The sequence below is a fragment of the Actinoplanes ianthinogenes genome (genome assembly GCF_018324205.1).
Taxonomy (GTDB): domain Bacteria; phylum Actinomycetota; class Actinomycetes; order Mycobacteriales; family Micromonosporaceae; genus Actinoplanes; species Actinoplanes ianthinogenes.
The window spans coordinates 5,055,008-5,080,794 of record NZ_AP023356.1 but is presented as its reverse complement, the minus strand read 5'-3'; the positions used below and the strand labels follow the sequence as shown (position 1 = coordinate 5,080,794).

Below are 25,787 nucleotides of genomic sequence, written 5' to 3'. Positions count from 1 at the left end.
TCGTGGCCGTCTTCCCACCGTCGGCGGCCCGCGAGGATCTGCGCCGCACGCTGCCCGCGGAGGGGCGTTTCACCCGTCCGTCGAAATGGCACGTGACGCTGGCGTTCCTGGGCGAGGTCGACGACGGCGCCATGCCGCTGGTGGCCGAGGCGCTCGCCCCCGCCGGCCCCGCGACGGCCGCCTTTGCGTTGCGGCTGGCCGGGGGCGGGCGGTTCGGGCCGGTGGCCTGGGCGGGCCTCGCCGGTGATCTGACGGCGCTGGGCGCGCTGCGGGAGTCGGTCCGAGTGGCGCTGGACGGGGCCGGGTTCGCGATCGACCCGCGGCCGTTCCGGCCCCACCTGACCGTTTCCTACCATCAGGACCGCCGGCTGCTCGCGGCCCTTGAGGGATACGCCGGGCCGAGCTGGCCGGTGCGCGACTTCGCCCTGGTCGAGAGTGTCCTGGGCAATTACCACGTCCGCCACGAGTGGCCCCTGACGGCCGGCTCCCGCTGAGCCCGGTCAGTCGCGCAGGGCCAGGCCGGCGGCCTCCAACTGGCTCTCGACGCGGACCCGCTCGATCTCCCGGTCGACCCCCTGCAACGGCTGCAGGTGCTCGGTGACGCCGAGGCAGGCGCAGGCCAGCCGCAGCCGTGCGTCATATGCCTGGAGCAGCGCGGCCATGCCGGCCTCGGACCACCGCAGCGGGCTGCTGCGCCGCTCCCGGCCGAGTCGGCGCAGATCGTAGGCGAGCTGCTCGATCGGGACCGGAGGCAACGCGGCCAGGCGGGCCGCCACGTCGACGGTCTGCATGTCGCGCTCGAGGCGGCGCATCTCACGATGGGGCGCGCCGGGACGGCGGGCCCAGGGAGCCGGGGCCGAGCCCTTGCGGGGCAGGCGACCCGGGGCGGGCACCCGGCGGAAGGTGGAGCCTCGCCGGGGCAGATGGCCCGAATCCGACCGGCGCGGAGCGGGGCGCCGGAGCATGACCCGGGCGCACGGCAGGACCAGCAGCGTCACCCACGCCGCCGAGATCACGACCAGTTGCACCATTGCCACGCTTCGAAGCTATGCCCCGAACCGCTCGTCCGGAACACCCGTTCGGCGGACCTATTCTGCCAACTACCTAAATGCCAGGTTCCTTACCGACATCGGGCACCGTTTCCGTTTCGCTCAACGGACAGGCGGTCCGTCAGGCAAGGCCCACGGGCTCCCGGCCGCGGCCCGCCGACTCCCCATCCGCGCCCGCCGGCTCCGGACCCAGGAAGGTGGCGTCGGCCGCGGGGAAACCGGCCGAGGCGGAGGGCAGGGAAGACGCGGACGGCCCGGCCAACCGGATCTCGAAGCGTGGCCGGAAGCGGACCCGCACCCGGTCCCCGCTGGTCCGCAACTGCCAGACCAGCGCCGCCACCGACGCCACGAACGACACCAGCCCGCCCATCCAGATGCTCGACGGCACCCCGAACCGCTCGCCCCACCACCCGGCCAGCGACGCCCCGATCGGCGTCGTCCCCAGGAAGACCAGCACGTAGAGCGCCATCACCCGCCCGCGGTACGCCGCGTCCACGCCCATCTGCACCCGATGATTGGCGGCCTGCGCGAGGTACATCGAGAAGAACCCGGTCGGCACCAGCAGCAGCATGGCGCTCACGAAGCCGGGCGCGAACCCGACCGCGAACTCCAGCGCCCCGAAGACCAGGGCAGCGCCGATCACCCGGTACGCCCCGGGCCGGGTCCGCCGCGCGCTGCCGGCCAGCGCCCCGCCCAGCGCGCCCACCGCCATCGCCGTGGTGAGCAACCCGAACGAGGAGGCGCCCGCGTGGAAGTTGATTTTCGCGAGGGCGGCCAGGGTGACCGGGAAGTTGAAGCCGATCATCCCGATCACCGCCATCAGGCCGATCGGCAGCAGCAGGTCGGAGCGCTTGCCGACATACTTCAAGCCGTCCAGCACCCGGGCGTCGCCGCGTGCCGCACGCTCCAGTCCGTGCAGCTCAGCCGTGTTCATCCGGAGGTAGGTGAAGACCGGGGCGATGGCCAGCACGGTGGCGATCAGGAACACGCCGCGGGTGGAGAGCAGCGAGAGCAGCACACCGGCCAGCGCCGGGCCACCGATCCGGGCGGAGTTGAAGGTGGCCGCGGAGAGGGCCAGCGCGTTCGGCAGCAGCGGCAGCTCGACCAGCTCGGAGACGAAGGCCTGCCGGACCGGCGTCTCCACCGAGTTGGCGATGCCGAAGAGCAGGGCGAACAGGAAGACGTGCCAGAGCTGGACGATGCCGGCGGCCACGATGACCGCGAAGGTGACCGCGGTGACGGCGAACACCGCGTTCGCCACGATCAGGAGTTTTCGCTTGTCGTATCGATCGGCGAGCCGCCCGCTGTACAGCGTCAGCAGCATCACCGGGACGAATTGGAGGGCGGTGACCACGCCGAGCGCCGCGGGCGAGTTGTCCGACAGCTCCAGGACCAGCCAGTCCTGGGCGGTGAACATCATCCAGACGCCGATCAGCTTGATCAGCTGGCCGGCGGCGAAGAGGCGATAGTTCCGGACTCGCAGGGATCGGAAGGTCGTGTTCAGCACTGCCCGCATGCGGTGGTGCCCCCTCGCTGTCGTACGCGTCATCGTCACGTGACGAAGCGGAACGACCAGCGGGCTCTCAGCCGCGGGCAACCCGCTGCATGATCTCCGCTGCGCGCGCCAGGGTCTCCCGTTCCTCCGGGCTGAGCCGCGCCAACTCCACGGCCAGCCACTCGTTACGAGCCCGCTCGTGCAGCGCGTAGACCGCCCGGCCCTCGTCGGTGGCGGCCAGGATCACCTGGCGCCCGTCCGTGGGGTGCGGCGTCCGCGCCACCAGCCCGCGATCCTCCAGCTTCCCGATGATCTTGGTCATCGTCGGGGGCTGCACCCGTTCCACATCGGCGAGCTCGCGTGGCGTCAGCGCGCCGGCCAGCTGGAGGCTGGTCAGCGCGGAGAGCTGACTGAACGTCAGGTCACCGACCGGACGGGCCTGGCGGACTCGCCGGCTGAATCGGATGATCGCTTCCCGCAGCGTCTTGGCCAGCGACTCCGCTGTGCGCTCCGTCGTCATCACCCGCTCCGTCACGATACTTAGCCTAGCTAATGAGCATGGCTAACGACATGTGATCGACCGTATGACAGCCGTCACCGGGCACGCTAACGCACCCGGTGACGGCTACCGCAACCTCAGAGGATCCAGGCCTCCAGCGGACCGCGGCAGAAGTACAGGACGAAGAGCGCGGCCACGCCGTACAGAATCGGGTGGACCTCCTTCGCCTTGCCGGTCGCGGCCTTCAGGACGACGTAGGAGATCACCCCGGCCCCGATCCCGTTCGAGATCGAGTAGGTGAACGGCATGATCGTGATGGTCAGGAACGCCGGCACCGCGATCGACCAGTCGGTCCAGTCGATCTGCCGCACCGCGGTCATCATCAGGAAGCCGACCACCACGAGCGCGGTCGACGCCGCCTCGAACGGCACCACCTGCACCAGCGGCGAGAAGAACATGGCCACCAGGAACAGCGCGCCGGTGACCAGGTTCGCCACGCCGGTACGCGCGCCCTCGCCGACACCGGAGGCACTCTCCACGAACGAGGTGTTGGAGGAGACGCTCGCCGCGCCGCCGGCCGCCGCCGCGATCGAGTCGACCAGCAGGATCTCCTTGGTCCGCGGCGGCATGCTCTCGGCGTCGAGCATCTCGCCCTCCTGGCCGACCGCGACCATCGTGCCCATGGTGTCGAAGAAGTCCGCCACCAGCAGCGTGAAGACGAACATCAGCGCGACCAGCCAGCCGGCGTGCTGCCACGAGCCGAGCACGTTGAAGTGGCCGAGCAGCGACAGGTCCGGGCTGCTGACGACCTTCTCCGGCATCTTCGGCACGTTCAGCGACCAGCCGTGCGGGTTCTGCACGACCGAGCCGACGCCGGCGATCGCCTCGACCGCGATGGCCAGCACCGTGGTGCCCAGGATGCCGATCAGGATCGCGCCCTTCACCTTGCGGACGAAGAGCACCAGGGTGAACAGCAGGCCGATCGAGAAGACCAGGGTCGGCCAGGTGAGCAGCTTGCCGCCCAGGCCCAGCTCGACCGGGACGGTGGTGTTGGAGGCGTCCGGCACCCGGTGCACGAAGCCCGAGTCGACCAGCCCGATGATCATCAGGAACAGGCCGATGCCCACCCCGATCGCGGTCTTGAGCTGGGTCGGTACCGCCTTGAACACCGCGGTACGCAGACCGGTGAGCACCAGGATGCCGATCAGGACACCCTCGATGACGACCAGGCCCATCGCGTCGGCCCAGGTCATCTGCGGGGCGATCTCGAACGCGACCAGCGCGTTCACACCCAGCCCGGCGGCCAGCGCCAGCGGGAACCGGGCCACCACGCCCATCAGGATGGTCATCACACCGGCGACCAGCGCGGTGCCCGCCGCGAGCGCGGCCAGCGGCAGGTGCGCGCCCTTCTGGTCGGCGCCACCGGCCAGGATCAGCGGGTTGAGGACGACGATGTAGGCCATCGTGAAGAAAGTGACGAAACCGCCACGGATCTCACGGCTCAGCGTTGAGCCACGCTTGGTTATCTCAAAAAAGCGGTCGAAACCGTTCCGCGGTGCGGCGGTCTCTACAACTGATGACATGCTGGCCCTTCCGGGTGGCACAGTGATCGACGCGCGCATGCTTTCAGACCGGATGACCTCGGCAAAAGCGCTGTGATGTTACAACTCTCACGTCCTGCGCCGAGACGTTCCGTAATGGCCTTACCCTGTCGGAGTGAGTGACCTGTCTCCCGCGACCCGGGCTGACGCATCGCCGGCCGGTCTCACCGTGGTGACCGGCACCAAACCACGCCCGGAGCCGCTGGACCCGCCGATGGTCCCGTTCGCGCTCGCCGGGCTCGCCGCCTTCGTGATCGCCGCGATCGTCTTCCGGCTCACCGACGCGCCGGACGAGTGGTTCGAGATCGCGGTGGCCGGCTTCCTGGTCGGCATCCCCGGCCTGATCACGATGATCGTCCACGATCGGAACAGGAAGCGCCGCCGGGCGCTGACGCACCCGGAGTTCCGCGTGACGGAGCCGCCGGCCTAGCTGTGGCCGTAATCCTCGCCCGGCTCGCCGGACTCCACCGAGCCGTGGCCGCGGCTGACCGCCACCGCCTCCACCTCACTGTCGTCATAGACCGTGGGCAGCTCGTCGACCGGCTGCTCGGCGCCGGCCAGCAGCGCCTCGGAGTGCGCGCCGCACCCGTGGTCGGCGCTGACCGCGCGACCGTCGTCCGGCGCGTACAGGTTGCCGCAGACGCCGAACATCTGCCGCAGCGAACCGGCCAGCGGCAGGTAGAACCCGCAGGTGCCGCAGCGCGCGTTGCGCGGGGCGGCGGCCGAGATCGGCGCCTCCGGGCCGGCGTCGCCGTCATACCACCGCTGGGCGGTCTCCATCCGGCCGTCCTGCGACATCACCCGGGACCGGCCCAGGCCGAGCTCCCAGGAGACCTCCTCGACCGCGGCGTCGTCACTCAGCACGTAACCCGGGGTCAGCCGGTCGTCGTCCGGCGCGGTCGGCATCAGGTCACCGACGCCCAGGTCACCGGGCTGGACCCGCTCGTTCCACGGCACCCAGCCGGGGGCGAGCAGCGCGTCCGGACCGGGCAGCAGCACGATCTCGCAGATCGTGACGTGCCGGCTGCGCGGCACCCGGGTCACCGTGACGGCCCAGCGCCAGCCGCGGTAACCGTCAAGGTGCGACTCGAAGAAGTGCGTCACCACCCGGTCGCCCTCGGCGATCACCTCGAGGTGCTCACCGACGTCAGCAGGGTCCACATCGGTGATCGCGCCACGGGCCACCCCGACGGCATCGGCACAGACCTGGTCGAGTCGGGCGGCGCGAGTGGTGGTCCTAGAGGTCACCCGCCCATTGTTGCCTACCGGGCCCCGGGCGCCGCAATGACTCCCCAGATAGCTGTGGACGGAGCGGGACGAAGGTCGCCCGGATAGGTCAGGATGGTTCCCATGGCGCTGCTTCCCACTCTCGGACGCACCGTCGGGACCGGCATCAAGGCCGTGCGCCTGGTGGTGCGTGGCTCGCTGGGCGCCGGCGCCTGGGCGACCCGCCGGGTCGGCTCCGCGCGGGCCCGCGGCGCGGCCAACGAGATCGGCATGATCCGGCTCTTCGACCTGCACGCGGTCTCCTGTGCCGGCGACGCGCTCATCGCGATCGGACTGGCCGGGACCATCTTCAGCGTCCCGCTCGGCGAGGCCCGCAGCAAGGTGGCGCTCTACCTGCTCATCACGATGGTGCCGTTCGCGCTGCTGGCGCCGGTCGTCGGTCCGCTGCTCGACCACTTCCGGCACGGCCGGCGGTGGGCGCTGGCGGTCACCATGCTGGGCCGGGCGTTCCTGGCCTTCGTGATGTCCGACCACCTGGTCGGCTGGGCCCTCTATCCGGCCGCCTTCGGCGTGCTAGCCCTGTCCCGGGCCTACGGGGTGGCCCGCTCCGCCGCGGTGCCCCGCCTGCTGCCCGACGGGGTCGGACTGTCCCAGGTGGGCGCCCGGGCCAGTGTCTACGGCACGTTCGCCGGCGCGGTGGTCGCCCCGATCGGCCTGCTCGCCTTCAAGTTCGGCCCACAGTGGCCACTGCGCGTGGCCACCATCATCTTCCTGGTCGGCATGGTGGTGGCGCTGCGCCTGCCGCCCCGCGCCGACTCCGACCCACCGGAGGCGATGCCACGCGCCTGGCGCACCGTTCTCGGCCTCAACCGCGGCTCGGACCGCCCACTTTCCGGCCGCTTGGTGGTGGCCGCCCTGATCGGCAGCTCCGCCCTGCGCCTGCTCTACGGTTTCCTGCTGCTCTATCTGACCTTCGCGATCATGGCCGGTGACCTGGACACCCGGGTCCTCGGCTTCACGCTGAGCAAGGGTTCCGCGGTCGGCCTGGTCGGCGGCGCCCTGGCGCTCGGCACCTTCCTGTCCACCGCGGCCGGCACCGGCCTGCGCATCCGCCGCCCACTCGCGTTGCAGTCCAGCGGCCTGGTGGTCACCGCCGGCGTCGCGATCCTCGCCACGGTCTTCTACAACCTGGCCACGATCACCCTGCTGGCCCTGCTCACCGCCATCTTCAGCGGCATCGCCAAGCTGGCCGTCGACGCCAGCATCCAGGAGCGCGTCCCGGAGCGCCTGCGCGCCACCGCGTTCGCCCACTCGGAGACCGTCCTCATGCTGGCCTGGGTGGCCGGTGGCGGCCTCGGCCTGATCCCGTTCACCGGCCGCCTCGGCATCGCCCTGGCCGCCGTGCTGTCCGTGCTGGCCGCCGCCCGAGCCGCCTGGTCCGCCGCCCGCCTGCACAACGAGCGCCTCGCCGGCCGCCCGGAAGACCCCTCTTCGGGTACGCCCACAGCGCCCCAGGACAACGAGGAAGCCCTGTTCTACGAGGCCAGCGACCCGTGGCCGGACGCCCCGACGGTCCCCGACCGCACCGCCCCGCACCCACCGTCCCCCCGCCGTCCGGGGTCCTCGGGCCGCCCACCCGCCGCAGCTCCCGCGTCGTCGGTGCGGCTCCCCTCGGAAACCCCACGCCCCGGCACCCGAGACTTCGACACCCCACCCCGCCCCGTCGGTCGCCCCCCGGCCCCGACCGGTGCCGATGCCCCGACCCGGACCGATGCTGATGCCCCGGCCCCCGCCGGCCGCCGCGGTCCCGCCTTAGCCGCTCCCGGCGACCGGTCCGGCGCGAGCTCAGCCACTCCCGGCGGCCGCGACCGCACGGGCGGGGGCTCAGTCGCTCCCGGCGGCCGCGTGCCCGATCCGACACTGGTCGACGAACCTCGCCGTCGCAGCTGGTGGCCGGGCCGGCGCAAGAAGAAGTCCGCCGCCGAGAAACCCGCCCCGGACGCCACCCGGCGCTTCCCCACCGGAGAACGGCCCGCCACTCCCGGTTCCCGCAGCACCCGCACCGATCTCCCGGCCACGGACGCCCGGGGGCAGCGCAGCAGCCCCGCCGATCTCCCTGCCGCGGACGCCCGCAGGCAGACCACCGGCCCTGCTGACCTCCCGGGCACCGACGCTCCGCGCTCCACCCCGCCCGTGGCACCTCCGGGCTACCACGTCTACCGCCCGTCCTCCGCCGACCCGGCCGAGCGAAACCCCAGCGAGGACGCGTGACCCAGCATCCGATCCTGGTGGTCACCGCGGTGCCCGCCGAGGCCGAAGCCTTGCGCGCCGTCCTGGCGGCCACGCCCGGGCACACCGTCCGTGGGGCCGAGTCCGGTGCCACCCGCGCCGACACCGACGGCGCTGTCAAGTCCGGCGACGCGGCCGAGTTCGGTGACATCGTCGTGGAGGCGGTGGGTGTCGGGCCGGCCGCAGCCGCCGCGGGCACCGCGCGACTCCTCGCCCAGCGCGCCTACCGGGCCGTGCTCAGCGTCGGCATCGCCGGCGGCTTCGCCGGGCGCGCCGACGTCGGCGGCACCGTCCTGGGCACCCGCACGATCGCCGCCGACCTGGGCGCCGAGTCACCGGCCGGCTTCCTCCCGATCGAGGACCTGGGCTTCGGCAGCAGCGTCCTCACGGTCGACCCGATCCTGCTCAAGGCCCTGACCGATGCCCTCCCGCACGCCATGACCGGCGACATCCTCACCCTGAGCACGGTCACCGGCACGGCCGAGACGACCGCCCGCCTCGCGGCCCGCTTCCCGGACGCGGTGGCCGAGGCGATGGAGGGCTACGGTGTCGCGATCGCCGCCGCCGGGGCCGGCCTGCCTTTCGCCGAGCTCCGCACGATCTCCAACCCGATCGGCCCCCGAGACCGAGCCGCCTGGCGCCTGGCCGACGCCTTCGCCGCCCTCCGCGCCGCCGCCCCGGCCCTCCACATCCTCCCCTGAGCCGTTCACCCCGGCCCAGCAACGTTCCCGGCCTCACGGCACGCGCCACAACACCCAGCTCGGCCGCCGGCTATCGCCGTGCCGTCCCCATGCGCAGCCCGGCCCCCCACTGTTCTTCGTGCCCACTCGACCGGGATTCCTGGCGCAACGCGGGTACCGGAAGGTGAATTCTTTTACAGGAATCTGTTGCTGTTGATGATCGCGCCCGGCATGCTGCGCTGAATGAGCATGTGACTTCCATCGCTGAAGGGCGTTGCGAGCCCGAAGCGCGGACGTCCCGGATCGCCGGAAACCGCCGGAAGCTGAGCGAGGCACGATGAACGACATGAGCGCCGGGGCCCGCGCCCGCTTGATCGGCGCCGGCTACGCCGCTCAGGGGCTGGGGTACGCGGCGGTCGTCACCGCCCTGCCCGCGTTCAAGGAACGCCAGCACCTGAGCGACGCCTTCGTCTCCGCGATCCTGCTGCTCGTCTGCGTGGCCGCGGCCGGCGGCTCGGTGGTCGCCGACCAGGTCGCCAACCGCTGGGGCAGCCGTTATGCCCTGGCCGGCGGCCTGTTCCTGGTCGGCGCCGGCCTGGCCGGGACCACCTTCGGCACCCCGAACGTGGTCTTCGTGACGATCCTGCTCCTCTACGGGATCGGCCTCGGCACCGTCGACGCCTCGCTCAGCATGCAGGGCGTCCTGGTCCAGGCCCGGCTCGGGCGCAGCGTGATGAGCCGGCTGTTCGCGGCCTACACCGCCGCGGCGATCACCGCCGCGCTGCTCATGTCCGGTTCGCTGGCCACCGGCGGCGGCGCCTCGGTCGCGGTCGGCACCGCGGCCGCCTTCGCCGTGCTGGTCGGCCTGGTCGGCTGGCGCGCCTTCGAACCCGGCCGCACCGAGCGGTCCAGCGTCGTCCACGAGACCGGCGGTCGCGCGGTCCGCCGGGTCGTCTGGGTCTGCGGCATGCTGATCTTCACGGCGTTCCTGGTCGACTCCGCGGTGAGCACGTGGAGCTCGGTGTACCTGGAGGACACGCTGCTCGCCGCCGCTTCGGTGGCTCCGCTCGGCTACGCCGCCTATCAGGCGACGGTGCTGGTCAGCCGTCTGATCGCGGACCACCTGGTCCCCCGGGCCGGGCGCCTGGTGATGGCGATCGGCTCGCTGGCCGTCTCCGGCCTGGGCTGTGCCCTGGTGGTCCTGTTCCCGTCGGTCGGCGCCGCGGTCACCGGCTTCGCCATCGCCGGTATCGGCGTCGGCGTCCTGGTCCCCCTGGCCTTCTCCGCCGCCGGCGAAGCCGCCGCCGAGAGCAGCGACGAGGTCATCGCCCGGGTCAACCTCTTCAACTACGGCGGCGCCCTGGTGGGAGCGGTCCTGCTCGGCGCCCTGTCCGACCCGATCGGCCTGCGCATCGCCTTCCTCATCCCGGTCGTCGGCGTGGTCCTCACCCTCCCCATCGCCCGCCGCATCACCCACCTCACCACCGCCGAACCGGCCCCCCGCCCCACCGCCTGACCCCACCGCGCCCGCGTTTCTCCCCGAAACAGATCGCTCCGCCTCCCCGGTTACTGCCCACTCACTGGTCGATGGCCGGTCGCGGTCGATGTCCGGTCGCGGCCCGCACCCCAGGCCACGGCACTGCCCGGCCACGACCGAGGCCGCCGGTTCGGTCCGCATGCCAGCCCACGGAACCACCCGGTGAGGCCCGGCCGCCAGACCCGGACAACGGCCGATCTCGGCCCGCACGCCAGGCCACGGCACTGCCTGGCCAAGACTGCGGCCGCCGACTACGGACCGCCCTGTTCCCGGTCCGCACGCTAGGCCACGGCACTGCCTGGCCAAGACTGCGGCCGCCGGCCACGGACCGCCCCCTGGTCCCGGACCGCACGCCAGGCCACGGAATCACCTGGTCCAGGCCCGGCCGCCGGCTTCGGACAGCGGTCGGTCCCCGGGTCGCACGCCGGCCACGGAACTGCCGGTCGCCTCTGCGGCCGCCGGACGCGGCTAGCCGATGACCCGGTCAGACCCGGGTGTGCGGCCGGTTCCGATCCGCCGCCCGCTTTCCGATCACGAGCCGATTTCCGGTACGCCACCAGCTGCGAGCCCGGGCAACACCACCTGCCCAGCCCCGCGCCGCCACGGCTGGTCCTCGTGGCCCTATCCAGGCACGAAACAGGGCCACAGACGCCAGCCCAACCACCCCGGCTGGCCCTGGAAGCCCCATCCAGGCACGGAATAGGGCCACGAACGCCAGCCCGACAACCCCGGCTGGCCCCGGTAGCCCCATCCAGGCACGGGACAGGGCCACGAACGCCAGCCCGACAACCCCGGCTGGCCCTGGAAGCCCCATCCAGGCACGGAATAGGGCCACAGACGCCAGCCCGACAACCCCGGCTGGCCCCCGCGGCCCCATCCAGGCACGGGACAGGGCCACAGACGCCAGCCCGACAACCCCGGCTGGCCCCCGCGGCCCCATCCAGACACGGGACAGGGCCACAGACGCCAGCCCGACAACCCCGGCTGGCCCTGGAAGCCCCATCCAGGCACGGGACAGGGCCATGGACGCCAGCCCGACAATCCCGGCTGGTGCTGGGGGCCGTATCAGGGCACGGAATAGGGCCATGGACGCCAGCCCGACGATCGGGGCGGAGGCATCCGGGCACGGGACGACCGCGCGGGCGGCGCGGGCGGGCGGGGCGTCGCGGTGGACCGTGCGGGTTCGCGGGCCCGCACGACACGCGCTGCGGTCCGGGCGTGGGCCGGGCCTCGCGAGCCGACTGCCACGGGGCTCCCAGTCGTACAGAAAAGAATCCGGAAGGGATGCTGCCTGTCGGAGGCGGCCCGGACACAAGGCATAGGCTGGTCGGGTGCCGAGGCTGGTCGACCACGAGGTGCGCAGGGCGGAGCTTCTCGCGGCCACCTGGCGGGTGGTTCGGGCGCGAGGTGTCGAGGGCACCACGACGCGGGCGATCGCTGACGAGGCCGGGTGCTCGCTCAGCGTGCTTGCGCACTTTCTCGGCGGGAAAGACGACATTCTGGTCGCCGCGCAGCGGGCCGTCTATGAGCGGATCGTGGAGCGGGCGTTCCGGATCGGCGGGGACCTGTTCGGGCTGGCGGCGCTGCGGGCGGCGCTGGACGCGGTGTTGCCGCTCGACCCGGAGCGGGCCGCGGACGCGCATGTGAACGTGGCGTTCGCCGGGGCGGCGCTGTCGCATCCGCTGCTGGCCGAGTCGCGGCGGGAGTCGCACCGGCTGATCCGCGAGCATCTGCGCACCTGCCTGCGCGAGGCCCGGGAGCGGGACGAGGTCCGCCCCGGCGTCGCCGACGAGGCGGTCATCGACGATTTCATCATCCTGGTGGAGGGCAGCACCCTGCTCAGCCTGGTGGACGGCTGGGCCGAGGAGGGCCGGGCGGAGCGCCTGACCCGCCTCGCCGACAACTTCGTCAATCAGCTCGCGAAGTAAGAACCAGCTCGGGAAGTAAGGATCAGCTCGGGAAGTAAGAATCAGCTCGCGAAGTAAGAATCAGGTCGCGGTACCAGTACCAGGAGTCCTTGCGGGTCCGGGCCAGCGTCTCCCGGTCCACGTAGACCAGCCCGAACCGCTCGTCATACCCGGCCGCCCACTCGAAGTTGTCGAACGCCGACCAGACGTAATACCCCTCGACCCGCACCCCGGCCTCGATCGCAGCCTGCACCGCCCGCAGGTGCGCGTCCAGATAGGAGATCCGGCGCTCGTCGTGCACCCGGCCGTCCGGCCCGGGCGGCGCGTCGTGGAACGAGGCGCCGTTCTCGGTGACGATGACCGGCGGCAGCGCCGGATACCGGTCCCGCAGCGCCACCAGGATCTCGGTGAGCGCGCCGGGCACGATCGCCCACCCGAAGTCGGTCCGCTCGTCACTCTTCACCGGCACCGGCGAGAACGGCATGCCGTCCGGGATGTCGACCTCCAGCACCCCGGAGTAGTCCTTGCCGGCCCGGGGCGCCTCGATCGCCGTCGGCTCGTAGAAGTTGACGCCGTAGAAGTCGAGCGGCGCCGCGATCAGCGCCAGGTCCCGGTCGAGCTGCGCGTCCGGCGTGCCCACCCCGGCCCGGATCATCTCGTCCGGGTAGTCACCGAGCAGGATCGGGTCAGAGAACGTCCAGTTGGTCAGCGCGCGGAACATCTCGGCGGCGAACGCGTCGGCCGGGTCGTCGCTCGCCGGGTGGACCGGGAAGTGCTGGTTGGCGATGCCGACCGCGGACGCGCCGTGGCTGCGCAGCGCCTGGACCGCCAGCCCGTGCGCGAGCAACTGGTGGTGGGCCACCGGCAGCGCCTCCAGCCCGAGGCCCCGGGCCGGCGCGTGATCGGTCAGCGCGTAGCCGTACAGGGTCTGCACGTTCATCTCGTTCATGGTGATCCAGTCCCGGACCCGGTCGCCGAGCCGCGCGGCCACCGTGCCGGCGTAATCGGCCAGCCGGTACGCGGTGTCCCGGTTCAGCCAGCCGCCCCGATCCTCGAGCTCCTGCGGCAGATCCCAGTGGTAGAGCGTGGGCACCGGCCGGACCCCGGCGGCGAGCAGCTCGTCCACCAGCCGGTCGTAGAAGTCGAGGCTCGCCAGCGCCCGCGGCCAGGAGATCGAGAACCGGTAGTCGGCGACGCCGGCGTCGGCGATGTGCCCGACGTCCTCGGCGTACCGGTGGTAGTGGTCGATCGCGACCCGGCCGTGCTCGCCGTGCCGGACCGTCCCGGCCCGCGCCGTGAACGTGTCCCAGATGCTCGGGCCCTTGCCGCCGGCGTCCCAGGCGCCCTCGATCTGATAGGCCGACGTCGCCATGCCGAAGCGGAAGCCGGGTGGAAATCGCATCGATGTTCCTTTCAGGACAGTGCCCGGAGCCGCGGCAGGCAGGCCAGGGCGAGCAGCGCGATCACGGCGGTGAGCAGGTAGAGCACCGGGTAGCCGCCGAGCCGGGTGACGATCGGGGCGGCGATCACCGGGGCGAGCAGCTGGGGCAGCGTGCCGGCGATGTTGGCGACGCCGAGCATGGTGGCCCGGGTCTCGGCGTCCGGCAGCACGTGCGTGATGACCGCCATGTCGACCGCGACGTAGGCTCCCCAGCCCACGCCGACCAGCACCGACGCCACGATGGCGACGATCACCACGGGGAACAGGGCGAGCAGCGTGGTCCCCGCGGCGAGGACCACCGCGGCGACCAGGACGAAGACCTTCCGGCGCGCCCAGCGGTCGGACAGCACCCCGCCGGCGAACCCGGCGACGCCCGCGAACAGCACGTTGACCACGGTGAGGACCAGCACCCAGGTGGCCGCGTCGCCGACGCCGACCTGGTCCGACAGGTAGTAGAAGAGGTAGACCAGGACCAGCGCGTTCACCAGGTTCAGCAGGAAGCGGATCAGCCAGGCCCAGGCGAACTGCGCGCCGGGCCGCACGATCACCGCCCACGGGATCGGGACCCGGTCGGCGAGCCGCGCGGGCTCCCGGCTGATCAGCAGCAGGGCCACGCCGAGGGTGGGCACCGCCACGGCCACCGCGAGGTAACCGGGCGCGCCCTGGCCGACCGCCACGGCGAGCGCGGTCCCGAGCACCACCCCGACGATCTGCGCGACCCCGAACAGCGCGCCGACCGTCCCGCGCTGCCGCTCCGGCACCCGGTCGCCGATCATCGCGGCCAGCGCGGCGAGCGGCCCGTTCAGCCCGACCTGGACCAGCACCCAGCCGGCGATCATCGGACCGCGGGAGTCGGCGAGCGCCAGCACCAGCAGCCCGGCGACGCCGATCGCGGTGCCGATCAGGAAGATCGGCCGCCGGGACCGCATCCGGTCGGAGAGGGCACCCCAGAGCGGGTTCGCCACCAGCGAGGCCGCCGCGCCGACCGCGGTCACCACGGCCAGCAGCGACTCCTTGCCGCCCTCGCCGGCCAGCCGGGCGGCCTGCTCCGGCAGCAGGATCTGGATCGGCCCGAACCAGCCGGCCGCCACCCCGATCATGGCCAGCGCGTAGGCGACCATCCAGGTGCGACGGACGGGCGCGGCGGTCACCGTCATGCGGGCCTCCCCTTGGTGGATCAAATGATCCGACAAAGCGGAGTCTAGGAAGCTCAGGGCCGCTGGACCAGAGGCCCGACAGAACATTTTCCGTACGCCATGAGCACTGTGGCGAACGCGACCGCACACCTGTGGACCATGCGACGCGGACCAGCGCTAGCGTGGATCCGTGGCGCTATCCCTCGCGGTCTCACCCTGCCCCAACGACACGTTCGTCTTCCACGCGCTGATCCACGGCCAGGTCCCCGGCGCGCCGGCGGTCGACCTGACCTTCGCGGACGTCGACGTGACCAACACGGCCGCCGAGCGCGGCGAGTTCGACCTGGTCAAGGTGAGTTACGCGGCGCTGCCGTGGCTGCTCGACCAGTACGAGCTGCTCCCCTGCGGCGGGGCGCTGGGCCGGGGCTGCGGGCCGCTGGTGCTGACCCGGGAGCCGCGCGCCGATCTGTCCGGCGCGACCGTGGCCGTGCCCGGTGACCGCACCACGGCCTACCTGTTGATGCGCCTCTGGTCCGCCGAGCACCCCCCGGCGAGCATCGTGGTGGTCCCGTTCCACCGGATCATGCCCGGGGTGGCCGACGGGACGTTCGACGCCGGCCTGGTCATCCACGAGGCCCGGTTCACCTACCAGCGGTACGGGCTGACCGCCCTGGCCGACCTGGGCGAGTGGTGGGAGTCGGACACCGGCCTGCCGATCCCGCTCGGCGCGATCCTCGCCCGCAAGGACACGGTCGACCCGGTCCAGGCCACCGAGTGGGTCCGCGACTCGCTGCGCAAAGGCTGGCTCGACCCGGCCGCCAGCCAGGAGTTCATCCTCGCCAACGCGCAGGAGATGGAGCCGGCCGTGGTGAAACAGCACATCGAGCTCTACGTCAACGAGTTCACCCTGGACCTGGGCGACAGCGGACTCGCCGCCGCCGACGCCCTGCTCGGGCGTGCGGCGGCGGCGGGTCTGACGCCTGCTGTGCCGTCCCTGATCCGCTGACGGACCGGGCGGCGGATCTCAGAGCTCGAATTCGCGGGCGACCGCGTGCATCAGCTGCGCGATCATCTGCGAGGTCTTCTTGTCCGGGTAACGGCCGCGCTGGAGCACCGGCTGCACCGTGTTCTCCAGCACCTTGATCATGTCTTCGATCATGCTGGCCGTCTCCTCGGCCGGGCGGCGGCGCGCCTCGGCGTCACGCAGCGCGAGCGACGGCGGAGCGTCCAGCAGCTTCACCCCGAGCGCCTGCGCGCCCTTGCGGCTGTCCACCACCCCGAACTCGATCCGCTGTCCCGTTTTCAGGTCGGTGACCCCCGCCGGCAACGCACCCTTGGGCAGGAACACGTCGCCGCCCTCATCACTGGTGACGAATCCGAATCCCTTCGTCGCGTCGTACCACTTCACTCGACCCGTGGGCACCGCTGACCTCAACTTCACTCAATGGACACAACTGCTCACGGGGAGCCTATCCAGCCGAGGGCCCGGACCCAACTGCAATCTCATTCAGCAGAGCCGGGAAGCCGGTCAGATCGGACAACACGTACGAAGCTCCGGCGGCTCGGAGGTCGTCGGCCGAGCAGGGCCCGGTGACCACGCCGATCCCGGGCACCCCGGCGGTGCGGGCGGCGACCATGTCCGCCCGATGATCGCCGACATACCACCGCACCCCGTGCTCCACCAGCGCGGACGCCTTGCCCTCGGCGAACAGGTCACCGGCCAGCTCGTCAGCCCGCATACCCAGATGGTCGAGGTGCAACCGCGCCAGCCGGCCCAGTTTCGAGGTGACCACGACGACCCGCAGGCCGGCCGCGCGGACCGCGGCGAGCGCGTCGACGGCCCCGGCGGTCGGCACCGACGGGGTGATCGCATGGTCCGGATAGAGCGCCCGGTAGGTGGTGACCATCTCCTCGACGTCCTCGGCCGGGAACCAGTGGCGCAACTCGTCCCGCAACGGCGGGCCGAGCCGGGAGACCGCCAGGTCGGCGTCGACGAAGACGCCGGTCTTGGCGGTGAGTGCCCGGTACGCCTCCCGGATACCCGGCCGGGAGTCGATCAGGGTCATGTCCAGGTCGAAGCCGACCGCCGCAACTCTCAATGAGTCATCGACTCCGGCAGGCTCCGGAGCTTGTCCAGCGGCAGCGGGAAGGTCTGGTCGTCGCCGAACGGCGACGGGGCCGCGGCCCGGTCAGAGACCAGCTCGGAAACCTGGAGGTGCCCCTTCAGTGCCGGGCTCTCCTGCTTCTTGGCCTTTGACGCCACGTTCGGTCCTCCTCTGATCGAGGTCCGGCCACGCCCGGACCCGTCACCATCGTCCCATGAACGTTAGCGTTGAAGACGATGGCCACCACATTTGCGGATCAACTCCGGTCGCTGCCCGACGAGGCGCTGGGCGCGCTCCTTCAGCTGCGCCCTGACCTGGTCGTCCCGGTGCCCGCCGACATCTCGGCGCTGGCCGTGCGCGCGCAGTCGCGCGGTTCGGTCGCCCGCTGCCTGGACGGGCTGGACGAGTTCACCCTGACGATTCTCGACGCCGCCCGGGTCACCCGGGCAGCTGACACCGCCCTCACGTCGGTGCCGGCCATCGTGGAGATGGCCACCGGGGTGGCCGAGGACGACGTCCGGGTGGCGATCGACCGGCTCCGGGTCCGCTTCCTGCTGCACGGCCCGCCCGAGGCGCTCCAGGTGGTCGCCGCGGTCGACGAGGTGACCTCGCCGTACCCGGCCGGGCTGGGGCGGCCCGCGGACTATCTGGACGCGCACGCCGCGGCGCTGGTCGCCGACCGGGCCAAGCTGCGCCGCACGGTGCTGGCCGCGCCGCCGGGCGCCCGCGCGGTGCTGGACCGGCTCGCCGCCGGGCCGCCGGTCGGCACGCTCAGCCGCAACGGCGGCGCCGAGGTCGCCGAGTCCATCCGTTGGCTGGTCGACCAGCACATCCTGGTCCCGATCTCGGAGGCCGGCCGGGCCCCGCGGTCCGACGGCGACCTGGTCGAGCTGCCCCGCGAGGTGGGGCTGCTGCTGCGCCGGGACACCGGGCCGCTCGGCGCGCTGCGCCCGTTCCCGCCGCTGCCCGAGGCGCAGACCCGGGACACCAAAGCGGTCGACTCGGCCGGGGCCGGGCAGACCATGGAGGCGGTGCGCGCCACCGAGGCGGTGCTGGAGGCGCTGGCGGCCGAGCCGGCCCCGGTGCTGAAAACCGGTGGGCTGGGCGTGCGTGACCTGAAACGGCTGGCCCGGGCGGCCGGCGTGGACGAGGCGGGTGCGGCGCTGCTGGTCGAGGTGGCGTATTCGGCCGGGCTGCTCGGGGAGTCGGAGACCTCGGTGCACCGGGCGCCCGGCGCGGTCCAGGACATCTTCCTGCCCACCGGGGCGTACGACCTGTGGCGCTCGGCCGGGATGGCGCACCGCTGGAGCACGCTGGCCCGGGCCTGGCTGACCATGACCCGGCAGCCCGGCCTGGTCGGCAAGCGGGACGAGCGGGACCGGCCGATCAACGCGCTGGCCCCGGACGCGGAACGGGCCGGGGCGCCGCAGGCCCGGCGGGAGGCGCTCGACGCCCTCGCCGACCTGGCGCCGGGCGCCGCCCCCGCGGTCGACGACCTGCTGGCGCTGCTGGCCTGGCAGGCGCCCCGCCGGGCACGCGGGCGCGAGCTGGGGCATCGGGACGGATATGCGGGGGCCGCGCTGCTCGGGATCACCGGGCTGGGTGCGCTCACGTCGTACGCGAGACTGCTCCTCAGCGACCCGGAGACGACCGAGAGTGATCCTCTCGGTCTGCACCCCGACGAGCCCCCCGCGGACGCCGTCCGCGGCCTGGATCATCTGCTGCCCGCACCGGTCGACCACGTCCTGGTGCAGGCGGACCTGACCGTGGTGGTGCCCGGCCCGCCGGAGCCGGAGCTCGCCGCCGAGCTGGAGGTGGTGGCCGAGCCGGAGTCGGCCGGCGGGGCCAGCGTCTTCCGGGTCACCCCGGCCAGCGTGCGGCGTGCCCTCGACGTCGGGTACACCTCAGCCGACCTGCACACGCTGTTCCAGCGGCGGTCCCGCACGCCGGTGCCGCAGACGCTGACCTACCTGATCGACGACGCCGCCCGTAAGCACGGCGGGCTGCGCAGCGGCTCGGCCGGCTCCTACCTGCGCAGCGACGACGAGGCGCTGATCGTCGAGGTGCTCGCGGACAAGCGGGTGACCGGTCTGGATCTGCGCCGGATCGCGCCGACCGTGCTGGTCAGCCCGCGCCCGGTGGCCCGGCTGCTGGGCGCGCTGCGCGAGGCCGGGTACGCCCCGGTGGCCGAGGACGCCGGCGGCGCGACCGTGCTGACCAGGCCGAAAGCCCGGCGGGCGCCGAGCCGCACGCCGCGGATCCTGGAGCCGGCCGGGCCGCCCGCGCTGTTCGGCCCGCGACTGGCCGGGGTGGTCGAGCAGCTGCGGCGCGGCGACATCGCGACCCGGGCGGCCCGGCGCGCGCCGGTCACCGTCCGCGCGGCGCAGGGGCAGGCGGTGCCCGGGCTGACCGCGGTGCAGCAGCACAGCCAGGCGATGGCGGTGCTGCAACAGGCGGTCCGGGACCGGGCCAAGGTCTGGGTGGGTTACGTCGACTCGCACGGCGCGACGCTGTCCCGGCTGGTCCGGCCGGTCTCGCTGAGCGCCGGTTACCTGCGGGCCGAGGACGAGCGCGGGGAGAGCCTGCACACCTTCGCCCTGCACCGGATCACCGCGGCGGTCACCGAGGAGTAGCCGCGTTTTGGCCGGGCCGTGTACGCCCCCGTCGCGTCACGACCCGGCCCGTATGTACACACGCGCGACGCCGCGGAAATGTTGCACCCGATTTCCGTGGCAGACTGGAGGGTCGCCTTTTGACCGGAGGTTGTGCGTGAACGGCGGACCGCTGATCGTTCAGTCGGACAAGACCCTGCTCCTTGAAGTCGATCATCCGGACGCCCAGGCGTGCCGGATGGCGATCGCCCCGTTCGCCGAGCTGGAGCGCTCGCCCGAGCACGTGCACACCTACCGGCTGACGCCGCTGGGCCTGTGGAACTCGCGGGCCGCCGGGCACGACGCGGAGAGCGTGGTCGACGCCCTGATCAAGTTCTCGCGGTACCCGGTGCCGCACGCCCTGCTGGTCGACGTCGCCGAGACGATGGACCGCTACGGGCGCCTCCAGCTGCTCAACGATCCGGTGCACGGCCTGGTCCTGCGCGGCCTCGACAAGATCGTGCTGCTCGAGGTGTCGAAATCGAAGAAGCTGGCCGGCATGCTCGGCGCGCGGCTCGACGACGAGACCATCGCGGTGCACGGCTCCGAGCGCGGCCGGCTCAAGCAGGCACTGCTCAAGCTGGGCTGGCCCGCCGAGGACCTGGCCGGTTACGTGGACGGCGAGGCGCACGCGATCGCGCTCAACCAGGACGGCTGGACCCTGCGGTCGTACCAGCAGGAGGCCGTGGACGGGTTCTGGGCCGGTGGCTCCGGCGTCGTCGTGCTGCCCTGTGGCGCGGGAAAGACACTGGTCGGGGCGGCCGCGATGGCGACCGCGTCGGCCACGACCCTGATCCTGGTGACCAACACGGTGGCCGGCCGCCAGTGGAAGCGGGAGCTGCTCGCCCGGACCAGCCTCACCGAGGAGGAGATCGGCGAGTACAGCGGCGAGCGCAAGGAGATCCGGCCGGTCACCATCGCGACCTACCAGGTGCTCACCTCCCGCCGCGGCGGCGCCTTCACCCACCTGGACCTGTTCGGCGCCCGGGACTGGGGGCTGGTGATCTACGACGAGGTGCACCTGCTGCCGGCGCCGATCTTCCGGTTCACCGCCGACCTCCAGGCCCGCCGCCGGCTCGGGCTGACCGCGACGCTGGTCCGGGAGGACGGCCGGGAGGGCGACGTCTTCTCGCTGATCGGCCCGAAACGGTACGACGCGCCGTGGAAGGACATCGAGGCGCAGGGCTGGATCGCCCCCGCGGAGTGCGTCGAGGTGCGGGTGACGCTGACCGAGGCGGAACGGATGACGTACGCGGTGACCGACGCCGAGGAGCGCTACAAGGTCGCCGCCACCGCCCGGACCAAGCTGCCCGTGGTGAAAGCCCTGGTCGACAAGCACCCCACCGAGCAGGTGCTGGTCATCGGCGGCTTCCTGGACCAGCTGCACACCCTCGGCGACTATCTGGACGCCCCGATCGTCGAGGGCTCGACCACGAACAAGGAGCGGGAGCGGCTCTTCGACGCGTTCCGCGCCGGCGAGCTGCGCACCCTGGTGCTGTCCAAGGTCGGGAACTTCTCGATCGACCTGCCCGAGGCGGCGGTGGCGATCCAGGTCTCCGGCACGTTCGGCTCCCGGCAGGAGGAGGCGCAGCGGCTCGGCCGGGTGCTGCGGCCCAAGGGTGACGGGCGGCAGGCGCACTTCTACACCGTGGTGTCCCGGGACACCATCGACACCGAGTACGCCGCGCACCGGCAGCGGTTCCTGGCCGAGCAGGGGTACGCGTACACCATCGTCGACGCGGACGACGTGCTCGGCCCGTCGCTGCCCGGCTAGAACGTCGCGGTCGGGGCCGGCGGCGCCTGCTCGGGCGCCGGCGGCTGGTCGCTGTCGTTGCGGGCCAGCATCAGGGCGGAGCCCAGGCACAGCACGATAACGACGCCGACCACGGCCAGGGCCACGAAGATCCAGCCGGTGCGGCGGGGCTGCACCGCGGGCGGCGGGGGCATCGGCGAGGCGAACGGCGGCGGCGGGGCGGCCGGTGGCGCCATCCGGGGCGTGCCGGCCTCCTCATATGCCGCGGCGGCGACCACCTCGGGGCTGCCGAGCCGCTCCAGGATCTCGATCATCTCGGCCTCGCCGCGCACGTTGCGCTCGACGCGCTCGGTCTCGATGTGCGCGGCCAGGTCGGCCAGCAGCTCCCGCCGCTGCAACAGCGGCAGGCCGCTCAGCCGCAGCTCGACCTCGCGCAAGTACTCACCGACCACGTCGGTCTGGTTGGAATTCATGCCATCTCACCGGTTCCCACGAGACGATCGACGGTCTGACGGAACGACACCCACTCGGTGCGGAAATTCTCCAGCGCGTCCCGCCCGGACGGGGTGAGGCTGTAATAGCGCCGGGGCGGCCCACTGGGCGACTCGGCCCACTTGCTGTCCAGCAGTCCACCGCGGCGCAGCCGGGACAGCAGCGGATAGATGGTCCCCTCGGTCGCGGCGAGAGTCTGCTCCTCGGCGAGCCGCCGCACGATCTCGGTCCCGTAGCGGTCCTCACGCTCGACCATCGCCAGCACACAGAACTCCAGCGTGCCGCGCCGGAGACCGGACGCCAACTGCGCTCCCTCTGCCATGCACGACAGAGTACCTTGCGCCGCAAGGTAGAGCCACCGCCGGTTCTGGCCGCCGGCAAGATCGACCCCGGTCAAGATCATGGGATACTGCCGCCGTGCAGATCAGCGGCGAATATGGATACACCTTCGGATGGCTGCGGCGGATGTTCGCGGCGATGTTTCCGCGGAGCCGGCAGATGCGGATTGCCGGCGGCGCGCTCACGGTGTTCTTCGCGCTGTTCCTCGCCTTCGACGACGAGGAGAGGACCCGCTCGTTCTGGCTGGTGCTGACCGGGCTGATCCTCACCTTCAACCCCGAGGCACTGGCCGCGCTCACCTGGCTCACGCAGCGCAAACACATCGCGACACCGATGCGGTACATCCTGACCGAGGCCGGCGCCGAGATTCAGGGCGTCAACAGCAGCACCCGGGTGAGCTGGTCCGGCCTCGCCTGGGTCCGCCTGCTGCCGGACATGTGGCTGCTCCGCAACGGTGCCGCGTCGATCGCCATCCCGCGCGCCGCGTTCACGCCCGCCGACCAGGCCACGGTCGACGCTTTCCTGACGAACTCGATCATGGCCGGAGCGGTCCGGGCCGGCTGACCCGGATCGCTCGGACGGCCGGCCTCGCGGTGAGCGGAACGGCGCCGGACCCGCTGGGGTCCGGCGCCGCCGGTTTCCGGTACGCCGGTCAGCGCCACCAGGTGCGCGACGCCGTCGTCACGTCGCCGGCGCTACCCCGGCCCCTCGCCGCCGGCGCGCTACCCCGCCGCACGAGACTCGGCCGCCGCCGCCCATGCGGCATCGGCGGCCTCTTTCAGTGCCACGCCGTTCTCCCCGTCATAGCGGACGAATTTCGGCAGGGCCGCGGCCAGCGCCAGACTCCCGGCCACGCACAACACCCCGCCCACCCAGATCGACCCGCCGACCCCCAGCGACGTGCGGGCCATCAGGCCGGAGCGGAGCTGGCCCAGCAGCGGACCGGTGGTGTACGACAGCATCTCGATCCCGGCAAGCCGCCCGCGCAGGTGATCGGGGATCGTCTGGTTCCAGATGATCATGCGGAACAGGCCCGAGACCATGTCCGCGGCACCCGCGAAGGCCAGGCAGAACAGGGTCAGCCAGAGCATGTCGGAGAGGCCCACCCCGATGATTCCGACACCCCAGAGCGCGGCCGCGATGATCACCATGAGGCCGTGCCGGTGCACCCGCTGCGTCCAGCCGGAGCCGACCGTGGCGACCAGCGAGCCGACCGCCGGGGCGGCGTAGAGCAGGCCGAGCACCTGCGGGCCGCCGAGCCGGTCGGCCAGGAACGGATAGAGCGCGGACGGCATGCCGAAGAACATCGCGTTGATGTCGACCAGGTAGGTGCCGAGCAGCTCGGGGCGGGACGTGGCGTATTTGAGGCCGGTGGCCACGCTGCGCAGCGACGGCCGGTCCGCGGCCGGCGGCGGCGGGACCGCCTTGACCAGGGTCAGGCAGACCAGCGAGACCGCGAAGGTGAGCAGGTCGAAGGTGTAGACCCAGGCCAGGTCCAGGGTGGCGATCAGGATGCCGGCCAGCGACGGCCCAATCAGCTGGGAGAACTGCCGGCTCAGCGACTGGAGCGCCATCGCGGCCGGCAACTCGTCGGAGCGCACCAGCCGGGGCAGCATCGCGCCCATGGCCGGTTGTTGCAGGCCGGCCACCGCCGCGGTGAGGAACGCGCAGACGTAGAGCAACCACAGGTGCGGCTCGGCGGAGAGCGCGTTGATCAGCAGCAGGCCGCAGATCACGGCGAGCGCCGCCTCACTGCCCCGGACCAGCAGCCGCCGGTCCAGGTAGTCGGCGAGCGCGCCGCCGACGAACGCCATGATCAGGATCGGGGCCAGCTCGCAGACACCGATCAGGCCGACCATCAGCGGGTCGTCGGTCAGCTTCGCCACCTGGTACGGGATGGTGACGTAGCTGATGAACGACCCGAGACTGGTCACCGCGCCGCTGACGAAGACGAGCCGGAAGTCCCGGGAGGTGCGTAACGGGGTCAGGTCCACGCTCAGTCGGCGTTTACGGTCGGCCACGAGGGGCCATCCTGCCCGGGAAAGCGCTTCACCGCACCGCGATTTACGCCATATCCAGCTACTTCATCACCAGCCGGCCGGTGGCCCGGAACGTCTCCAGGTCGGCGAGAGCCTCGTCGATCACGAACGATTTCTGGGGCAGCGCGTCCAGCGGGAACCAGCCGGCGTCCACGCTCTCCTCGGTCACCTTGACCAGCTCGCCCTCCCAGGTGTGCACCACGAAGGTCATCAGCACCTGCTGGTACGTGTGCCCGTAGTCGTTGGTGTACGTGTACGCCGTGTAGAACGCGTACGGCGTCAGCGAGGTCGCCCGCAGCCCGGTCTCCTCCCAGAGCTCCCGGACCGCGCACTCCTCCATGCTCTCGCCCAGCTCCATCGCGCCGGCCGGGATGGCCCAGCGGAGGTTGTCCGAGCGCTGGATCAGCAGCAGCCGGTTCTGCTCGTCGAGCACCACGGTGCGCGCGCCGACGAAGAAGATCGTGTCGGTGTCCCCGACGCTCGCACGCACCTTGCCCAGGTAAGACTCAGCCCACGTCAATGCCACTGAGCCACCCCGCGGGGGAAAACCCGGAAAAACACCATGGGGGAGAGCCTAGCTATGCGGACTTCTTGGTGGCCTTAGCGGCAGCAGTGGATTTCCGCGGCGCGGCGGCCTTCTTGGCGGCCGGCGTACTTTTAGTGGCTTTTTTCGCGGGAGTGGCCTTCTTCACGGCCTTCTTGACCGGCTTTTCGGCAGTTTCCCCGGCGCCCTCGCCGCGCGCCTTCTTCGCCCGCTCGACCGAGGCCTTCAGCGCCGCCATCAGATCGATCGCCGCCGGCGCCGCCTCCTCCGGCTCCTCCGGCTGCACCACCTCACGGCCCTCGACCTTGGCGTCGATGACCTCCTGCAACGCGGTCCGGTAGTTGTCGCTGAAGTCGTCCGGCTGGAAGTCCGCGGCCATCGAGTCGATCAGCGAGCTCGCCATGGCCAGCTCGGCCGGCCGCGTCTCGATGTCGTCGTCGAGGAAGCCGAACTCCGGCGCGCGCACCTCGTCCGGCCACAGCATCGTGTTCAGCACCAGCACGTCGTCGCGGACCCGCAGGGTGGCGAGCTGCTCCCGCTGCCGGATCGCGATCTTGACGACGGCCACCCGGTCGGCGTCCCGCAGCGCGTCGCGCAGCAGCACGTACGGTTTCGCCGCCTGCCCTTCGGGCTCCAGGTAATACGCCTTGGCGAACAGGATCGGGTCGATCTGCTCGGCCGGAACGAATTCCAGCACGTCAATGGCTCGGGAGGTGCTCAACGGCAGGTCGGCGAAGTCCTCATCCGTCAAGATCACCATTTCCCCGCCGCCGATGTCGTAGCCCTTGGCGATGTCGTCATAGCTGACCACCTCGCCGTCGACGGAGCAGGTGCGCTGGTACTTGATCCGGCCACCGTCGGTGCGATGTACCTGGTGGAAGCGGATGTCCTTCTCCTCGGTCGCCGAGTAGAGCTTGACAGCGATCGACACCAGACCGAACGAGACCGCACCTTTCCAGATCGCTCGCATGATCAACTCCCAACCCCGCGTCACGGCACCTGA

The 25,787-nt window shown here is 71.9% G+C and carries 25 protein-coding genes and 1 pseudogene; 11 read left to right on the top strand and 15 right to left on the bottom strand.

Features of this window, described 5'->3' with window-relative positions; genetic code table 11:
- Nucleotides 1–2 precede the first annotated feature (2 nt).
- Nucleotides 3–494: an RNA 2',3'-cyclic phosphodiesterase gene (thpR, locus tag Aiant_RS22910; protein ID WP_189334584.1), complete on the top strand. Its 492-nt coding sequence runs from the start codon at nucleotides 3–5 to the stop codon at nucleotides 492–494.
- A 6-nt stretch (nucleotides 495–500) separates the two neighbouring features.
- Here thpR and Aiant_RS22905 read toward each other — a convergent pair whose 3' ends face one another.
- The 4 genes from Aiant_RS22905 to Aiant_RS22890 all read right to left on the bottom strand — a co-directional run bounded on the left by Aiant_RS22905 (nucleotide 501) and on the right by Aiant_RS22890 (nucleotide 4,569).
- On the bottom strand, nucleotides 501–1,031 hold the full coding sequence (locus Aiant_RS22905) for a hypothetical protein (RefSeq protein ID WP_425322710.1): 531 nt from the start codon (nucleotides 1,029–1,031) through the stop codon (nucleotides 501–503).
- A 139-nt stretch (nucleotides 1,032–1,170) separates the two neighbouring features.
- The gene (locus Aiant_RS22900; protein WP_189334583.1) at nucleotides 1,171–2,565 is read right to left on the bottom strand and encodes an MFS transporter; all 1,395 of its coding nucleotides are present in this window, start codon (nucleotides 2,563–2,565) and stop codon (nucleotides 1,171–1,173) included.
- Between the two features lie 67 nt (nucleotides 2,566–2,632).
- A complete protein-coding gene (locus Aiant_RS22895) occupies nucleotides 2,633–3,079 on the bottom strand; it encodes a MarR family winged helix-turn-helix transcriptional regulator (protein ID WP_368857293.1) in 447 nt (148 codons plus the stop codon).
- Nucleotides 3,080–3,180: 101 nt separating this feature from the next.
- Nucleotides 3,181–4,569 (bottom strand): NCS2 family permease, encoded by a 1,389-nt coding sequence (locus tag Aiant_RS22890; RefSeq protein WP_229831026.1) that lies wholly within the window; start codon nucleotides 4,567–4,569, stop codon nucleotides 3,181–3,183.
- On the opposite strand from Aiant_RS22890, the gene Aiant_RS45875 reads away from it, so the two are divergent.
- Together Aiant_RS45875 and Aiant_RS22885 are read left to right on the top strand one after the other, a co-directional pair.
- Nucleotides 4,508–4,702, top strand: a complete 195-nt coding sequence (locus Aiant_RS45875) for a hypothetical protein (protein ID WP_229831031.1) — start codon at nucleotides 4,508–4,510, stop codon at nucleotides 4,700–4,702. The two genes, Aiant_RS22890 and Aiant_RS45875, sit on opposite strands and share 62 nt — an antisense overlap.
- 57 nt (nucleotides 4,703–4,759) lie before the next feature.
- On the top strand, nucleotides 4,760–5,074 hold the full coding sequence (locus tag Aiant_RS22885) for a DUF2530 domain-containing protein (protein ID WP_425322610.1): 315 nt from the start codon (nucleotides 4,760–4,762) through the stop codon (nucleotides 5,072–5,074).
- Here Aiant_RS22885 and Aiant_RS22880 read toward each other — a convergent pair.
- Entirely contained in the window at nucleotides 5,071–5,940 is an 870-nt protein-coding gene (locus Aiant_RS22880) for a DUF3027 domain-containing protein (protein WP_306415848.1), read from the bottom strand. The genes Aiant_RS22885 and Aiant_RS22880 overlap by 4 nt on opposite strands.
- 54 nt (nucleotides 5,941–5,994) lie before the next feature.
- Here Aiant_RS22880 and Aiant_RS46885 point away from each other — a divergent pair.
- From Aiant_RS46885 to Aiant_RS22860, 4 genes and pseudogenes are all read left to right on the top strand, one after another.
- Nucleotides 5,995–7,596, top strand: a pseudogene (locus tag Aiant_RS46885) (MFS transporter); the annotation flags it as partial.
- Nucleotides 7,597–8,138: 542 nt separating this feature from the next.
- On the top strand, nucleotides 8,139–8,861 hold the full coding sequence (locus Aiant_RS22870; protein WP_189334579.1) for a futalosine hydrolase: 723 nt from the start codon (nucleotides 8,139–8,141) through the stop codon (nucleotides 8,859–8,861).
- Nucleotides 8,862–9,177: 316 nt separating this feature from the next.
- Nucleotides 9,178–10,356 carry an MFS transporter gene (locus Aiant_RS22865; RefSeq protein ID WP_189334578.1) on the top strand — a complete coding sequence of 393 codons (1,179 nt, stop codon included), beginning with the start codon at nucleotides 9,178–9,180 and terminating at the stop codon, nucleotides 10,354–10,356.
- Nucleotides 10,357–11,708: 1,352 nt separating this feature from the next.
- Nucleotides 11,709–12,305, top strand: a complete 597-nt coding sequence (locus tag Aiant_RS22860; RefSeq protein ID WP_189334577.1) for a TetR/AcrR family transcriptional regulator — start codon at nucleotides 11,709–11,711, stop codon at nucleotides 12,303–12,305.
- 22 nt (nucleotides 12,306–12,327) lie between these two features.
- Here the strand turns inward: Aiant_RS22860 and Aiant_RS22855 are convergent, their stop codons facing one another.
- Both Aiant_RS22855 and Aiant_RS22850 read right to left on the bottom strand, forming a co-directional pair.
- Entirely contained in the window at nucleotides 12,328–13,686 is a 1,359-nt protein-coding gene (locus Aiant_RS22855; RefSeq protein WP_189334576.1) for a GH1 family beta-glucosidase, read from the bottom strand.
- 11 nt (nucleotides 13,687–13,697) lie between these two features.
- The gene (locus tag Aiant_RS22850; protein WP_189334575.1) at nucleotides 13,698–14,882 is read right to left on the bottom strand and encodes an MFS transporter; all 1,185 of its coding nucleotides are present in this window, start codon (nucleotides 14,880–14,882) and stop codon (nucleotides 13,698–13,700) included.
- A gap of 169 nt (nucleotides 14,883–15,051) precedes the next feature.
- On the opposite strand from Aiant_RS22850, the gene Aiant_RS22845 reads away from it, so the two are divergent.
- On the top strand, nucleotides 15,052–15,867 hold the full coding sequence (locus Aiant_RS22845; protein WP_189334574.1) for a 1,4-dihydroxy-6-naphtoate synthase: 816 nt from the start codon (nucleotides 15,052–15,054) through the stop codon (nucleotides 15,865–15,867).
- Between the two features lie 18 nt (nucleotides 15,868–15,885).
- On the opposite strand, the gene Aiant_RS22840 is transcribed toward Aiant_RS22845, so the two are convergent.
- Genes Aiant_RS22840 through Aiant_RS22830 form a run of 3 tightly spaced genes read right to left on the bottom strand, consistent with a single transcriptional unit; the run spans nucleotide 15,886 to nucleotide 17,124 of the window.
- On the bottom strand, nucleotides 15,886–16,284 hold the full coding sequence (locus Aiant_RS22840; RefSeq protein ID WP_189334573.1) for a cold-shock protein: 399 nt from the start codon (nucleotides 16,282–16,284) through the stop codon (nucleotides 15,886–15,888).
- A gap of 46 nt (nucleotides 16,285–16,330) precedes the next feature.
- Nucleotides 16,331–16,927 (bottom strand): HAD family hydrolase, encoded by a 597-nt coding sequence (locus Aiant_RS22835; protein WP_189334665.1) that lies wholly within the window; start codon nucleotides 16,925–16,927, stop codon nucleotides 16,331–16,333.
- A 29-nt stretch (nucleotides 16,928–16,956) separates the two neighbouring features.
- Nucleotides 16,957–17,124: a hypothetical protein gene (locus Aiant_RS22830; protein ID WP_229830999.1), complete on the bottom strand. Its 168-nt coding sequence runs from the start codon at nucleotides 17,122–17,124 to the stop codon at nucleotides 16,957–16,959.
- A gap of 78 nt (nucleotides 17,125–17,202) precedes the next feature.
- Here Aiant_RS22830 and Aiant_RS22825 point away from each other — a divergent pair, with 78 nt between their 5' ends.
- Complete coding sequence (locus tag Aiant_RS22825; RefSeq protein WP_189334572.1) at nucleotides 17,203–19,599, top strand: helicase-associated domain-containing protein; 2,397 nt, start codon at nucleotides 17,203–17,205, stop codon at nucleotides 19,597–19,599.
- 136 nt (nucleotides 19,600–19,735) lie between these two features.
- Nucleotides 19,736–21,391, top strand: coding sequence for a DNA repair helicase XPB (locus Aiant_RS22820; RefSeq protein WP_189334571.1), 1,656 nt, complete (start codon nucleotides 19,736–19,738; stop codon nucleotides 21,389–21,391).
- Here Aiant_RS22820 and Aiant_RS22815 read toward each other — a convergent pair.
- On the bottom strand, nucleotides 21,388–21,843 hold the full coding sequence (locus Aiant_RS22815; RefSeq protein WP_189334570.1) for an HAAS signaling domain-containing protein: 456 nt from the start codon (nucleotides 21,841–21,843) through the stop codon (nucleotides 21,388–21,390). The genes Aiant_RS22820 and Aiant_RS22815 overlap by 4 nt on opposite strands.
- The gene (locus Aiant_RS22810; RefSeq protein ID WP_189334569.1) at nucleotides 21,840–22,184 is read right to left on the bottom strand and encodes a PadR family transcriptional regulator; all 345 of its coding nucleotides are present in this window, start codon (nucleotides 22,182–22,184) and stop codon (nucleotides 21,840–21,842) included. Before Aiant_RS22810 ends, Aiant_RS22815 begins: the two co-directional genes overlap by 4 nt.
- Nucleotides 22,185–22,279: 95 nt before the next feature.
- On the opposite strand from Aiant_RS22810, the gene Aiant_RS22805 reads away from it, so the two are divergent.
- Nucleotides 22,280–22,765, top strand: coding sequence for a YcxB family protein (locus Aiant_RS22805; RefSeq protein ID WP_189334568.1), 486 nt, complete (start codon nucleotides 22,280–22,282; stop codon nucleotides 22,763–22,765).
- Nucleotides 22,766–22,923: 158 nt separating this feature from the next.
- Here the strand turns inward: Aiant_RS22805 and Aiant_RS22800 are convergent, their stop codons facing one another.
- From Aiant_RS22800 to ku, 3 genes are read right to left on the bottom strand one after another with little or no spacing between them, the layout of a single operon-like run.
- Complete coding sequence (locus Aiant_RS22800; protein WP_189334567.1) at nucleotides 22,924–24,222, bottom strand: MFS transporter; 1,299 nt, start codon at nucleotides 24,220–24,222, stop codon at nucleotides 22,924–22,926.
- Nucleotides 24,223–24,280: 58 nt separating this feature from the next.
- Nucleotides 24,281–24,766 carry an NUDIX domain-containing protein gene (locus Aiant_RS22795; protein WP_189334566.1) on the bottom strand — a complete coding sequence of 162 codons (486 nt, stop codon included), beginning with the start codon at nucleotides 24,764–24,766 and terminating at the stop codon, nucleotides 24,281–24,283.
- Between the two features lie 52 nt (nucleotides 24,767–24,818).
- Entirely contained in the window at nucleotides 24,819–25,754 is a 936-nt protein-coding gene (gene ku, locus Aiant_RS22790; RefSeq protein WP_189334565.1) for a non-homologous end joining protein Ku, read from the bottom strand.
- Between the last annotated feature and the right edge of the window lie 33 nt (nucleotides 25,755–25,787).